The sequence below is a fragment of the Pseudomonas sp. FJ2-5-13 genome (assembly GCF_029201605.1).
In the GTDB taxonomy this organism is placed as follows: Bacteria; Pseudomonadota; Gammaproteobacteria; order Pseudomonadales; family Pseudomonadaceae; genus Aquipseudomonas; species Aquipseudomonas lactis.
In genome coordinates, this window is sequence record NZ_CP104045.1 from 4668598 (window position 1) to 4683503 (window position 14906).

At 57.0% G+C, this 14906-nt stretch carries 10 protein-coding genes; 9 read left to right on the plus strand and 1 reads right to left on the minus strand.

Going from position 1 to position 14906, the window contains the following annotated elements; all coding sequences use genetic code 11:
* Positions 1-52 precede the first annotated feature (52 nt).
* The 7 genes from N2A98_RS20665 to N2A98_RS20695 all read left to right on the plus strand — a co-directional run bounded on the left by N2A98_RS20665 (position 53) and on the right by N2A98_RS20695 (position 12699).
* Positions 53-652, plus strand: coding sequence for a LysE/ArgO family amino acid transporter (locus tag N2A98_RS20665; RefSeq protein WP_032895568.1), 600 nt, complete (start codon positions 53-55; stop codon positions 650-652).
* Positions 653-830: 178 nt separating this feature from the next.
* Positions 831-1427: a Fe-Mn family superoxide dismutase gene (locus N2A98_RS20670; protein WP_003175739.1), complete on the plus strand. Its 597-nt coding sequence runs from the start codon at positions 831-833 to the stop codon at positions 1425-1427.
* Positions 1428-1690: 263 nt separating this feature from the next.
* Positions 1691-6364 (plus strand): RHS repeat-associated core domain-containing protein, encoded by a 4674-nt coding sequence (locus N2A98_RS20675; RefSeq protein WP_275622579.1) that lies wholly within the window; start codon positions 1691-1693, stop codon positions 6362-6364.
* 245 nt (positions 6365-6609) lie between these two features.
* Entirely contained in the window at positions 6610-6786 is a 177-nt protein-coding gene (locus tag N2A98_RS20680) for a hypothetical protein (RefSeq protein ID WP_153475495.1), read from the plus strand.
* A 237-nt stretch (positions 6787-7023) separates the two neighbouring features.
* The gene (locus tag N2A98_RS20685; protein WP_047711652.1) at positions 7024-9075 is read left to right on the plus strand and encodes a bifunctional diguanylate cyclase/phosphodiesterase; all 2052 of its coding nucleotides are present in this window, start codon (positions 7024-7026) and stop codon (positions 9073-9075) included.
* A gap of 126 nt (positions 9076-9201) precedes the next feature.
* Positions 9202-10539 (plus strand): imelysin family protein, encoded by a 1338-nt coding sequence (locus N2A98_RS20690; RefSeq protein ID WP_275622580.1) that lies wholly within the window; start codon positions 9202-9204, stop codon positions 10537-10539.
* A 705-nt stretch (positions 10540-11244) separates the two neighbouring features.
* Complete coding sequence (locus tag N2A98_RS20695; protein WP_275622581.1) at positions 11245-12699, plus strand: TrkH family potassium uptake protein; 1455 nt, start codon at positions 11245-11247, stop codon at positions 12697-12699.
* Here N2A98_RS20695 and N2A98_RS20700 read toward each other — a convergent pair.
* Positions 12656-13714, minus strand: coding sequence for an AraC family transcriptional regulator (locus N2A98_RS20700; protein ID WP_003193782.1), 1059 nt, complete (start codon positions 13712-13714; stop codon positions 12656-12658). The genes N2A98_RS20695 and N2A98_RS20700 overlap by 44 nt on opposite strands.
* 160 nt (positions 13715-13874) lie before the next feature.
* Between N2A98_RS20700 and N2A98_RS20705 the strand changes: the two genes are divergently transcribed.
* Both N2A98_RS20705 and N2A98_RS20710 read left to right on the plus strand, forming a co-directional pair.
* On the plus strand, positions 13875-14186 hold the full coding sequence (locus tag N2A98_RS20705; protein WP_003193783.1) for a DUF962 domain-containing protein: 312 nt from the start codon (positions 13875-13877) through the stop codon (positions 14184-14186).
* A gap of 447 nt (positions 14187-14633) precedes the next feature.
* Positions 14634-14816 carry a hypothetical protein gene (locus tag N2A98_RS20710; protein WP_044267771.1) on the plus strand — a complete coding sequence of 61 codons (183 nt, stop codon included), beginning with the start codon at positions 14634-14636 and terminating at the stop codon, positions 14814-14816.
* The last annotated feature ends 90 nt before the right edge of the window (positions 14817-14906 follow it).

Consider the following 14906-nt stretch of genomic DNA (forward strand, 5'->3'; position numbering starts at 1 on the left):
TCAAGCGTCACCATAGCCAGCATCGTTTGAGCATCAACAAGGATCTCCCTCTATGTGGCAAAGCTATATGAACGGTTTGCTGGTGGCCCTCGGGTTGATCATGGCAATCGGCAGCCAAAATGCATTCGTACTCGCGCAAAGCCTGCGCCGTGAACATCACTTACCCGTGGCGGCGCTGTGTGTGATCTGCGACGCACTGCTAGTGGCCGCTGGGGTATTCGGGCTGGCCACCGTGCTGGCGCAGAGCCCGATACTGCTGGCGGTGGCACGCTGGGGCGGCGCTGCGTTCCTGCTGTGGTACGGCGCATGCGCGTTGCGCAGGGCCTGCTCGAAACAGAGCCTGGACCAAAGCGACAGCCTCAAGACGCGCTCATTGCGCGCCGTATTGCTGAGCGCCCTGGCGGTGACCTTGCTCAACCCCCATGTCTACCTGGACACGGTCCTGTTGATCGGCTCCCTGGGCGCGCAACAAACCGAACCGGGTGCCTACGTAGCCGGTGCGGCCAGTGCTTCGTTCCTGTGGTTCGCCACCCTGGCGCTGGGTGCGGCATGGCTGGCACCCTGGCTGGCACGCCCGGCCACCTGGCGCCTGCTGGACCTGCTGGTGGCCGCGATGATGTTCTCGGTGGCCTATCAACTGATCAGCGCCTGAGCAATATTCCAAAACGCGCTGGAACCTCTATCCCACACAGTTGTTGCGTGGTTATGCCGCACCCCCGGTGCTATGATCGGACCCCTGCGCCGCAAAGAGTACAAACTCCCCGGCGCATGTTTGGCCGCCCGTGATCGGCCTTGCGCTCACCGCAACTGACCTGATTAGGAGAATCATCATGGCTTTCGAATTGCCGCCGCTGCCCTACGCACACGATGCCCTGCAGCCGCACATTTCCAAGGAAACCTTGGAATACCACCACGACAAGCACCACAACACCTATGTCGTGAACCTGAACAACCTGGTGCCTGGCACCGAGTTCGAAGGCAAGACCCTGGAAGAGATCGTCAAGTCTTCCTCGGGCGGCATCTTCAACAACGCCGCTCAAGTCTGGAACCACACCTTCTACTGGAACTGCCTGGCGCCAAACGCCGGCGGCCAACCCACCGGCGCACTGGCTGAAGCCATCAACGCTGCGTTCGGCTCGTTCGACAAGTTCAAGGAAGAGTTCACCAAGACTTCGGTCGGCACCTTCGGTTCCGGTTGGGGCTGGCTGGTGAAAAAGGCTGACGGTTCCCTGGCCCTGGCCAGCACCATCGGCGCCGGCAACCCGCTGACCAACGGCGACACCCCGCTGCTGACCTGCGACGTCTGGGAACACGCCTACTACATCGACTACCGCAACGTGCGTCCAAAGTATGTGGAAGCGTTCTGGAATCTGGTCAACTGGAAGTTCGTGGCTGAGCAGTTCGAAGGCAAGACCTTCACTGCCTAAGCAACGCTTGCCGCACTGCTGGTCATTTGAGTGATTATCAAATAATCCGTGATCCGTTCAAAAAACCGAAGTCCTTTTTGGATTTCGGTTTTTTTATGCCTAGTCACCTCCCTACATATACTTACAAACAACCCAAGCCATAGCCAATCATTATAAACAACTGTCAGAACTCACAGGTTCTAACCGGTTGATTTTTCCATACGCTCATATCTCCATACCCCGTTCTGAACGGTCAGGACTATCACGTTATAAGGAGATTAACCATGGCGCACAACCCAATGGGCAAAGACCCGGCCGACTACGAAAGCGAGCCAATCTTTAATGCAACCACACAAAAATCCAATATGGTGAACACCCGTACCGGGTTGTTTGAAGCTTATATAAAGATGCCTGCAATTATCGGTAACTCAGGCAATGGCCCCGTATTCGAAATGAACCTATTCTATAGCCCTCTGACCAACAACCAAGCCGCCCTGGGCGACGGCTGGGAATTCAGCCCGACCCTCTACAGTGAGGAATATGAAAGGCTGACGCTCCATAGTGGAGAAACACTGTCCCTGAAAAAGGGCAAAAACTTGAACACCCCTACGATCGACGCTGAATGGGATAATGATGGAAAACTAAAGGTCCGGCGCGGAGGTAGAGTAGAGCTCCTATCAAAATTGGAAGACACATTATTTTATTTTCCAGAGTGGCTGACCGACGATGGTTACAACAAGCTGCATTTTAACTGGATAGCCACACCTCATATCATAGAGGGTAAAACCTATTACCAGACAAAATTACAAAGTATTCGCGACGGTGACGGCGAGGGAGACCCCCTGATCGAAATAGAATACACACTCGCCAATGACACCGACCAACCAGCGATAACCCCCGTCACCATGACCTACTGGCCGACCCACCCCGCTGAAAAACTGCGTTATCAACTGAACATTGAGGACTACGCCCTCACATCCGTAGTGCTCGCCGACGATATCCAAACCAAGCTTGAGTATCTGGACCATGAGACCGCTGGTTGGTTACTGAACAAATTCACCAATTGGGACGGCCTCGTCGAAGTGTTGTTGTATAACGACAATGGTTTGAGTTTTCCGGACAATCCGAAATTAACAAAACTGCCATGTGTGAACGAACATTACATCTACCCTAGTAATGGCGTCCTACCATTTGTTCACCGTTATGAATACGACCGCTCAGACAGGTTTGATTACTACATAACCACCGAATTTCACGAAGCGATAACAGAATACAAATACGACTACAACACCAATGAAATCTTATTGGAAACCGTGACAAGATCCAGCCGCAACGTACCTTTCATTATCACCACAAGCCACACAATTTCTGCTGACTCAACCGCTATAAAAAACGACCGAACTATTACGTACCGCCACAACACCAAGAGCCGAAAGGTAGAAATTAAAAATCGATTTAATCAACATGCCGCCCTGATCGAGAACACACAACCGGGGAAAAAAACCACATATGTTTACGACCCTCCTATCAATGGCCAAGCTCCTCTACTCCATAAAGAAACTCAGATCTCATTGAGTTCACCTCGCGGATATAAGAGCATCAAATATTTCACTTATGCTCCAATAAATGGCATGAGCGAGCAAAAACTTAGCCAATTAACTCAAATCTTTTCGCCCTATAAACGTCTGAAGCAGCGCATCACCAGGCAACACATTAAGTATTACCAAGAGAACAGCTTTCGAAAGGGAAAACCAGAAAAAATCACTCAGGACGAAGAAGACGTATTCCGCTTACCCGATAGAAACTTCAATTACGCTCTTGGAGGCATAAACAATACCGAGCTAACCACCACAACCACCGAGCGTATCGACGCCCAGACGCGCGTTTCCTCAAGCACTCAAAGCGTGCTTAGCGGGCGACTTATACGCCAGGTAGACACGGACGGTAATCGGGCCGAGTACACTTACGACGCGTTCGGAAGGTTAGCGACCCTCACCTTATGTGCGCAGAGCCCAACGTATAAGCAAATCACGGCCTATACCTACCCTGCCCCAGGCCAAGTCATGATCACTGAAGCTAACGGGCAGGTTCGCTTAGAAGTATACGATGGGCAGGACCGACTCCTCAGAGAGTACGACTACCCCGAACCAGGCACTCAACGCCTGCTCAAGGAGGTCAGCTACGACATTTACGGAAGGGAGAAGCGCAGCACCCAATATGATTACCACGCAGACGGCACGCAGTTCAGTGAGTGGAGTGAGGTGGTCTATGATGGTTGGGGTGAAGTCGAGCAGCGAAACTATAGCAGCGGCCGGCGAGACTTTAACCACTACGACCCCATCGCGATGACACGCACAGAGTGGAGCGGAACACCCACTGATAAACATAGAAAGATAACCACCTACAACGAGGACGAAACAATCAAGAAAGTTGAGTTTCGCGATCAGAATGGCGCGGTCTATCAGACTCAAACCGCTACCTACACAGAGGAGCGACTCCTTGAGCAGTTGCAAACCGATGGCGAGTTCGGGGTCACCACCATCACCTATACCCGCGATTCTTTCGGACGCGTACTCACGGAGGCCCACGTTGAAGACGATAAAGGCTTGCTACCCCTTTTAAACCTTGCCTACACCTACCATTACACCTACCCCGCTCTTTCTCCGAGCAACGAACCTGAAACCATAGACATCAGTTTCTCCCTGCTTGGCCTGCAAAGACGCTCGCTGGGTAAGCGTACGTTTGATGCGTGGGGCCGCGTCACTAGCTTGACCCGGGGCGACGCGACCGAAACCTATACCTATATTGGCGCCAGCACGGTCCCTGCCTCGACAAAAACAGCGGACGGCCACGTCCTCAAACATGAGTACATCCCGGAACTGGGCAATAAGCTGAGCAAAATCACTAACGAAGACGGCAGCAAACAGAAAACGTTCAGCTATGCCCATGCCAGGCAAAACATCTCCACCGCCAGTGAGGGAGAGCGTATTCTGAAACACCACCATGACAGCCAACTGCGCGTGACGCAACAACACGCTCAGACGCAGTCTGGCAAAACCAAAGAAGTATCCTGCAGTTACTCGCCCGCAGGGCGTTTACTCACTGATACCGACGTATTCGGCGCGACAACGAAGTTCCTATACAACTCAGGTGGACAGCGTACCTTTAGCAAAAAAGAGTTCGTCACCTCCTACACATACAATGACCAAGGGCTCGCAGAGAATGAACGTCTAGAGGTTAAGACCGACGCAGCGAAACACGTTGATCTCAAATATGAATACGACGCTCAGCAGCGTGAAATCATGCGCGAGTTTCACCCCGTCAATACCTCCATCATCCTTAAAATAATGACATCTTATTATAGTGACGGCCGGTTCAAACAGGTTCAGTTGAAAGGAGACAGCGACGTCCTGGGCTCACGCAGCTTCACCTACACAGCTGCTGGGAGGCTTAAGTCATGCACGACAACAGGGGTATGGAGGCCACAAAACCCGAAAGGAAAACTCATAGACAAAGAAGAGTTCACCTACGACGCACTTGGCAATGTCAGCCGGTGTGTCAGCACCTTCGCTGGCGCGCGCAATATCGCGACCTATACCTACGACAGCTCAATGGGGGTTCGCCTGGAAAAGATCGAGAACACGCATGCGGACTACACAAAATCGGCCACTTTGACCTATGACGCCGCCGGCCGCATCTCTCAAGATCAAAAAGGCAGAAAATACCATTATGACTGGTTGGGGCACTTGACGCAGATAGGGAGCAAGCTATACAGCTACGCCCCCGATGATAGCCTGATGACAGTCGGTGAGGGGCCGGACCAACGTCAGCTCATCTATAGAGAGAGCCAGCTCAACGGCGAATATGCCATTGAGAATGACAGCAATTTCCGGCAATTGCAGCCCGGCAGCGCCAGTTGCATCGCCCAACAAACCAGGATTTCAGGGGTGGACAGGATCCTGTACGAATGGCGAGACCTTAATGGCACGGTGTGTGTCACCTACGACGCAGTGGCTGAAACCACAAAGTTTCATGCCTATACCGCGTTCGGCGAACACTTCTTCGAAGATACCCACTCCTTATTGGGCTACCAAGGAGAATACGATGACGCCACGAACGGCCAAATCCCCTTGGGCGAACGCGTCTACCTGCCCCAGATACGACAGTTCCACGCCCCAGACACCAGCAGCCCATTTGGCATCGGTGGCCCACACGCCTACGGCTATTGTGTCGGTAACGACCCGATCAACTTTCATGACCCCAGCGGTCACTTCTCGGTTAGCCGGGCACTGAGGAACATTTGGGGAGACAATCTGCCCGAGCCTCTCAGCCTTGGTGAGAGTGGTAAGGTGATTTCCACCATAATATTTAGCGGTATAGGGGTGCTCACCGCAATTATGACGGCCCCGGCGTCGCTGATAGTAGCAGCGGCCTTGGCCGCTCTTACTTCAGCAGTATTGGCGGTCACCGCAGTAGTTATTGCCGAGAGCCATCCGGAATGGTCCCAAGGACTGGCCTGGGCCTCACTATTCTTCGGTATTGCCTCTGGAGCTACGGCACTGATCAAGAATATGCCACAGAGATTTGCAAGACTTTCCAACTACCTGGGGAATACGACACGCACTGTCGGCAAGAACGTCTTTCGACGCACGGCAGCTGTTTCGCCGGCGCAAAAAATAATGCGAGCCGGCCTTGGCGAGCTGCCGGAGAATATGGATCCTATATCTAAGCTGCGCCTGATAGAGCCTTATCAATACACTGGGGTCCTCAAGGAAACACCGAGCATCGAACTATTCCAAGACTTTAACACCCTGCTATTTGGTGTTACCGGCGTATTGAGTAATACCGGGGCGCTGAGTGAAATGGAAAAAGTGGACGGTTTGAATACGCTCATCGGTAATGGTACTTGGTTGCCGAATGGTAGCTGGCACAAGTTATGGACTAGTATTCGGAAGTAAACCGCCCTCAGCGAAGCAGCGCCTTGAGACAAACAGGGGCACTGGCCTCGCCTGATACTGACATCAATCGCCAGCGATCGACTGGCGTACCGTCTCAGGGCATTCGCTGAACTTGAGCCCGGCAATCGCCGGGCTTTTTTATGCACGCCAGACAGACAGCCCAGAGATACCGGAACTCAACCGTAACAATTGACCACACAACCGTCAGGAGGAATAACCCTCCTGAATGAATGTGGAGAATGACGATGGATCCTATTTCGATGGCAGCAGGCGCAATCCCGATGATATCGGGCCTTCTCGACAAGGGCCTGGATGTGGCAAAAGGCGCTCTGGACTTGGCGAACAAGCTCGTAGACACGGTCGGCAAGGACGCAAAGGTCGCCGGGGACGCACACCAGTCAGAGGGTAAGTGCAATTATTAAGAAGGTCGTCGAACTGGAAGGCGGATCTGCTCCGCCTTCTCCCCTGCCAAGCCTGTTGCGCACGTCGTGCCCTTTTGCCCGCCTGTGAAAGCCCCACCATAAGTTGTCACCGCGGCACCTTTATTCAGCAACACCCTCAATTTATCCCAAGCCCCAATGTCCCTTTGACTGCCATCACCAGATTGCCAATACTCATGGCATATTGACGGCCACCCGCATGAGACAAGGAATGCCCCTTTGAAGCTGGAACTCAAGAACAGCTTGTCGGTGAAGTTGCTACGGGTTGTGCTGCTGTCGGCCTTGATCGTGGGTGTGGCGCTGAGCGTGGCGCAGATCGTTTTTGATGCCTACAAGACGCGCCAGGCCGTCGCGGGCGATGCCCAGCGCATCCTCGACATGTTTCGCGACCCCTCGACCCAGGCCGTGTACAGCCTGGATCGCGAGATGGGCATGCAGGTGATCGAAGGTCTGTTCCAGGACGACGCTGTGCGCATGGCCTCTATCGGCCACCCCAACGAGACCATGCTGGCGGAAAAAAGCCGCCCTTTACAGCAGTCCCCCAGCCGCTGGTTGACCGACCTGATTCTTGGTCAGGAACGCTCCTTTACCACTGCGTTGGTGGGCAAGGGCCCCTACAGCGAATATTACGGCGACCTGAGTATCACCCTCGACACCGCCACCTATGGCCGAAGTTTCCTGGTCAGTTCGGTCATCATCTTTATCTCGGGCGTATTGCGCGCCTTGGCCATGGGGCTGGTGCTGTACCTGGTGTATCACTGGATGCTGACCAAGCCGTTGTCGCGGATGATCGAGCACCTGACCTCGATCAACCCGGACCGCCCCAGCGAGCACAAGATCCCTCAGCTCAAGGGCCACGAACGCAACGAACTGGGGCAGTGGATAAACACCGCCAACCAATTGCTCGAATCCATCGAGCGCAATACCCACCTGCGCCATGAAGCCGAATCGAGCCTGTTGCGCATGGCCCAATACGACTTCCTGACCGGCCTGCCGAACCGCCAGAAGTTGCAGGCGCAACTGGACAAGATCCTCACGGACGCTGGCCGCCGGCAACGCCGTGTCGCGGTGTTGTGCGTGGGCCTGGATGACTTCAAGAGCGTCAACGAGCAGTTTACCTACCAGGCCGGCGACAAACTGCTGCTGGCCCTGGCCGACCGTCTGCGCGCCCACAGCGGCCGCCTGGGTACGCTCGCCCGTCTGGGCGGTGACCAGTTCGCCCTGGTGCAAGCCGATATCGACCAGCCCTACGAAGCCGCCGAACTGGCGCAAAGCATTCTCGATGACCTGGAGGCTGAATTCGCCCTCGACCACGACCTGATCCGCCTACGCGCCACCATTGGCATTACGCTGTTCCCGGAGGATGGCGACAGCACCGAGAAGTTGCTGCAAAAAGCCGAGCAAACCATGACCCTGGCCAAGAGCCGCTCGCGCAACCGTTACCAGTTTTATATCGCCAGCGTCGACAGCGAAATGCGCCGGCGCCGTGAACTGGAGAAAGACCTGCGCGATGCCCTAAGCCGTGAGCAGTTGCACCTGGTGTACCAACCGCAAATCAGCTACCGCGACCATCAGGTGGTGGGCGTGGAAGCCCTGCTGCGCTGGCAGCACCCTGAGCACGGGCTGGTACCGCCGGACTTGTTTATCCCGCTGGCGGAACAGAACGGCACCATCATTCCCATTGGCGAATGGGTGCTGGACCAGGCGTGCCGGCAATTGCGCGAATGGCATGATCAGGGTTTCACGGCGCTGCGCATGGCCGTCAACCTGTCCACCGTGCAACTGCACCACACCGAGTTGCCGCGGGTGGTCAACAACCTGATGCAGATCTATCGCCTGCCACCGCGCAGCCTGGAGCTGGAAGTGACCGAGACCGGCCTGATGGAAGACATCAGCACCGCCGCCCAGCATCTGCTGAGTCTGCGTCGCTCCGGGGCACTGATCGCCATTGATGACTTCGGCACCGGCTATTCCTCCTTGAGTTATCTCAAGAGCCTGCCCCTGGACAAGATCAAGATCGACAAGAGCTTCGTCCAGGACCTGCAGGACGACGACGATGACGCAACCATCGTGCGCGCCATTATCCAACTGGGCAAAAGCCTGGGCATGCAGGTGATTGCCGAAGGGGTGGAGACTGCCGAACAGGAGGCCTACGTCATCTCCGAGGGGTGCCATGAGGGGCAGGGTTATCACTACAGCAAACCGCTGCAGGCCCGGGAGTTGACGGCTTATTTGAAGCAGTCAGAGCGCAATAACGCCGTGAGCCTTTGAATTTACACTTCGATACTCAATATTTCCCGCGTATAAGCCTTTACACAAAATGCAAATCTTTCGCATTATGTCGCAGCGTTTGCGCTCCCCGCGCGCCCTATCAACAACCGAAGCAGGATGTTCGCCATGATTCGTATGCCCCTGGCCACCGCCAGTCTGCTGGCCATTGCCATTTCTCTCGCCGGTTGCGGCGAAGGTAAAGACAAGGCCGCCGCGCCCCAGGCACCCGCTGCCGCCAGCACTACCGCACCGGCGGCTGCCCCGGCAGGCCAGGTCGACGAAGCGGCCGCCAAGGCCGTGGTCGCGCACTACGCAGACATGGTGTTTGCGGTGTACAGCGACGCCGAATCCACCGCAAAAACCCTGCAGACTGCAATCGACACCCTCCTCGCCAACCCGAACGACGAAACCCTGAAAGCGGCCCGTACCGCCTGGATCGCCGCGCGCGTACCCTACCTGCAGAGCGAAGTATTCCGCTTCGGCAACACCATCATCGACGACTGGGAAGGCCAAGTTAACGCCTGGCCCCTGGACGAAGGCCTGATCGACTACGTCGACAAGTCCTACGAGCACGCGCTGGGTAACCCCGGTGCCAACGCCAACATCATCGCCAATAACGAGATTCAGGTGGGCGAAGACAAGGTCGACGTCAAGGACATCACCCCGGAAAAACTCGCCAGCCTCAATGAGCTGGGCGGTTCCGAAGCGAACGTCGCCACCGGCTACCACGCCATCGAATTCCTGCTGTGGGGCCAGGACCTCAACGGCACCGGCCCAGGCGCGGGCAACCGTCCGGCGTCGGACTACATGACCGGTGACGGTGCAACCGGCGGCCACAACGAGCGCCGCCGCACTTACCTGCGTGCCGTCACCCAACTGCTGGTCAGCGACCTGCAGGAAATGGTCGACAACTGGAAGCCCAACGTCGAAGACAACTACCGCGCCACCCTGGAGTCGGAACCGGGCACCGACGGCCTGCGTAAAATGCTGTTCGGCATGGGCAGCCTGTCTTTGGGCGAGCTCGCCGGGGAGCGCATGAAAGTGTCCCTGGAAGCCAACTCGCCGGAAGACGAGCAAGACTGCTTCAGCGACAACACCCATTACTCGCACTTCTACGACGCCAAGGGCATCCGTAACGTTTACCTGGGCGAATACACCCGTGTTGACGGCACCAAGCTGACCGGCGCCAGCCTGTCGTCCCTGGTGGCCAAGGCCGACCCGGCAGCCGATGCAGCCCTCAAGGCTGACCTGGCGGCCACCGAAGCGAAGATCCAGGTGATGGTTGACCACGCCAACAACGGCGAGCACTACGACCAGTTGATCGCCGCGGACAATGAAAAGGGCAACCAGATCGTGCGTGACTCGATCGCCGCCCTGGTCAAGCAGACCGGTTCGATCGAAGCCGCTGCCGGCAAGCTGGGCATCAGCGACCTGAACCCGGACAGTGCTGATCACGAGTTCTGATCAAGCGCAGTTGAAAGAGGCGACCTGCGGGTCGCCTTTTTTATGCGCGCAATAACTGCTGCTCCCACAGTTGACCGCGCCCGGCCACACACTCCACGATGCGAAGCGAGCCGCTCTTGATCTTGATCTGCTTTTGATCTTAAGCGCCCCGTCAAACCACGCTGGCCGGAATTCGACAGGGATTTGGGGGGTAAACCGGCAGGGATGCCGGTTTAGCCGCCCCGCGCCATGGATGGCGCGTGGCGGCGGCCCCCCCAAATCACTGGCGGATTACGGGCACACCGAGCCTAGGCGAGGTGCCGAGTGGTGGGGCGAGGACCTTTTGGTTACTTTTGGGTCCTTCCAAAAGTGACCCGCTGTCAGAGCGGAACCCTAGGTGGCCGTTACCGCAGCAATGGATATGTACACAATCCAACTGTGCTGACTGCTAGGCCGCCTTCGCGAGCAAGCCCGCTCCCACAGTTGGATCGTGGTGTGTCAGGTAGATAAGCATCGGCTGTCAGGCCGCCATCGCAGGCAAGCCAGCTCCCACAGTTGGATCGTGATGTGTCAGGAAATCTGCGCCAGTCACGGGAGCAAGCCCCCTCGCCACAGCTTCAGCGTCGCTGCGAAGTTGTGTAGACACCAAGCCACCGCAGCCCTTGGTTTACAAGACCTGCACCGCAGGTAGAATGGCGCCTCTGCCCAATCACCCGAGCGAACTTCATGGCGTTGCCGACCCTGCGTATCATCGGTTTCATCATCGGCATCTTCCTGATCACCCTTGCGGTCGCCATGGTGATCCCGATGGCGACCCTGGTGATCTTCGAACGCACCAGCGACCTCCCCTCGTTCCTGTGGGCCAGCCTGATCACCTTTATCGCCGGATTGGCGCTGGTCATCCCTGGCCGCCCCGAGCACGTGCACCTGCGCCCCAGGGACATGTACCTGCTTACGGTCAGCAGTTGGGTAGTGGTGTGCATCTTCGCCGCCCTGCCCTTTTTGCTGACCCAGCACATCAGCTACACCGACTCGTTCTTTGAAAGCATGTCCGGCATCACCGCCACCGGGTCCACCGTGCTGAGCGGCCTGGACAGCATGTCGCCAGGCATTTTGATGTGGCGTTCGCTTTTGCACTGGCTCGGCGGTATCGGCTTTATCGGCATGGCGGTGGCGATCCTGCCGCTGCTGCGCATTGGTGGCATGCGCCTGTTCCAGACCGAATCTTCGGACCGCTCGGAAAAGGTCATGCCTCGCTCGCATATGGTGGCGCGCTTGATCGTGGCGGCGTATGTGGGCATCACCATCTTCGGCAGCCTGGCCTTCTGGTGGGCCGGAATGGGCGTGTTCGATTCGATCAACCATGCCATGTCGGCGATCTCCACCGGTGGGTTTTCCACTTCGGACGAGTCCCTGGCCCATTGGAAACAACCGGCGGTGCACTGGGTCGCGGTGGTGGTGATGATCCTCGGCAGCTTGCCGTTCGCCCTGTACGTGGCCACCTTGCGCGGCAACCGTCGGGCGCTGATCAAGGACCAGCAAGTGCAAGGCCTGCTCGGCCTGTTGCTGGTGACCTGGCTGGTACTCGGCACCTGGTACTGGTGGACCACCAACCTGCATTGGCTCGATGCCTTGCGTCATGTGGCGCTGAACGTGACATCGGTGGTGACCACCACCGGCTTTGCACTGGGGGACTACAGCCTGTGGGGCAACTTCTCACTGATGCTGTTTTTCTACCTGGGCTTTATCGGCGGCTGCTCGGGCTCCACCGCGGGCGGTATCAAAATCTTCCGTTTCCAGGTGGCCTATATCCTGCTCAAGGCCAACTTGAATCAGTTGATTCATCCACGCGCGGTGATCAAGCAGAAGTACAACGGCCATCGCCTCGATGAAGAGATCGTGCGCTCGATTCTGACCTTTTCGTTTTTCTTCGCCATCACCATCTGCATGATCGCCCTGGCCCTGTCACTGCTGGGCGTGGACTGGATGACCGCATTGACCGGTGCCGCCAGTACCGTATCCGGCGTGGGCCCCGGCCTGGGCGAAACCATCGGCCCGGCCGGCAATTTCGCCACCCTGCCGGATGCCGCCAAGTGGATCCTGTCCCTGGGCATGTTGCTGGGACGCCTGGAGATCATCACCGTGTTTGTGTTGTGCATTCCGGCGTTCTGGCGTCACTGACGGTCGACATTTGCTGCAACCGCGCCCGGTATTCGCCGGGCGTGGCATCGAACCAGCGGCGAAAGGCGCGGAAAAAGTTACTCGGGTCGGCAAAGCCCAACAGGTAGGCGATTTCCAGCAGGGTCATGTTGGGTTGTGCCAGGTACTGCTCGGCCAGTTCGCGCCGGGTGTCATCGAGCAAGGCCTGGAAGCTGGTGCCCTCCTCCTGTAGCCGCCGCTGCAGGGTGCGCTGGGACAGGTGCAACGTCTGGGCCACCGCTTCTCGCTTGGGTTCGCCCTGGGGCAGCAGACGGCACAGCACCTGACGCGCCTTGTGGGTCACGCGGCTTTCGGAAAAACGCGCCAGGTATTCTCCGGCAAAGCGATCATGCAGCAGCGCCATGGCTTCATTGGCTGTGGGCAGCGGCGCCTCCATGTCGGCCTGCTCGAAAATCAACGCGTCATAGGGTGCATTGAATTGCAAAGGCGCGTGGAAGGCGTGTTGGTAGGGCGCCAAGTCCGCCGGCTGGTCGCCTTGCAGCAGCACTTTGCGCGGTTGCAGGGTGCGCCCGGTAAGCCAGCCGCACAGGGCCAGAGCGCTGGCCAGCGAGGCCTCGGCGCTTTGACGGGTGGGCGGCAGATGATCGCCATGCACCGTCAGAATCAACGCATAGCCTTCGGGTAAAAGTCGGAAACTCAAGTCAGCGCTTTCGGCGATGATGCGCTGGTAGCGCACCAAGCGCATAAAGCCTTCGGCCAGGGTGTTACTGGACATCAACGCATAACCGGCAACATGAAACGAGGCAGGCCGTACCACCTTGCCCATGTTCAAGCCAATCGCCGGGTTGCCCGACACCTCCACCGCACGCTGCCACAGGCGGGTCATGGCGTCTTGCGGGAAGCGCGCATCGGGGTCAGTGAGGGACGCATAATCCAGGCCCAACTGCTTGAACAAGGCCCTGCAATCCAGGCCATCCATTTCCAGCGCCTTGACGATGCCCATCGCCCAGCTTGCAGAAGTTGTTCGTTCGCTCATGGCGTCTTCTTATTGAAAGCAGGCTCAAACGGCAGCCAGGAAGCCAAGGATACTAAAGTGGCATCTATTGTCACTGGCTGTTAGCACTGTTCACTCTAGACTCAAATAAGCTCCCCGCCGCGCACCCGTTGGCGGCACAACAACCAGAGGGCCGGTGACCGTGGAAAACATCAAGAAATTCAATAGTTTTGCCGAGTTCTACCCGTACTACCTGGCCGAGCATGGCAACAGCACCTGTCGGCGCCTGCACTTTATCGGCACCACCCTGGTGATCGGCATTCTCGCCTATGCCATCGGCAGAGGCTCATTGGTCCTGCTACTGGCCTTGCCGCTCGCGGGCTACAGCTTTGCCTGGATAGGCCACTTCTTCTTCGAAAAGAACCGCCCCGCCACCTTTCAGCACCCGTTTTACAGCTTGCTGGGGGATTTTGTGATGTACCGCGACATGATCCTCGGCAAGGTGCCGTTCTAAATCCCTTGTAGGAGCGAGCTCGCTCGCGAAGCTCGCACAGACACCGCTGGCTACCTGACGCACCGAGTTATCGTTGACGCTTTTCCCGAGCAAGCTCGCTCCTACAGTCTTTTAGGAGAAAAATGGGCGGGACAATCGAGATAAAAGTCTTTTTGTCATTTACGGTGCTGTATCCTGCCAAGGCTTTTTGAGAGCGCGGAATCACCTGCGATTGAAAAAACAGACCTTGCGAGGAGCGACCACGATGCACGAGATACCTAATCTCCCCTTCCCAAGCCTGCACCCAACTGAGCAGCCAACACCGCAGCAGGCCAGCGAGAAGCAGCCTGAGGCCAAAGAAGCAAAACCAGTCGAGCGCGAAAGCCGGGACTGACGCCGTACCAGACCGTGTGGAAAGCGCGCCTTTGAGCGCTTTCCACACTGCCTGAATCATCCGAGACCTTCACTATGACCACTTCCCCTTCCGACACGCCGGACACCGCTGTACTCGACGCTGCCTTGCAGATGGTCGAAGTCTGGAACCGCCTCAGTGCCGACAAGCAAGCGGCACTGCTCAAGCGCTTTGGCACTCAGGAAAACGCCCTGGCGGCCCTGGTGACCACCCAATTGCTGGCCCCCGCCCACGCTTGATCGGCTTTAGATCTGACGTTTTACATTTTTGCCGCCCTGCCCGGCCTGCGCGCCGGTATCATTAGCAGCCTATCTTTACCTGCTGCGACA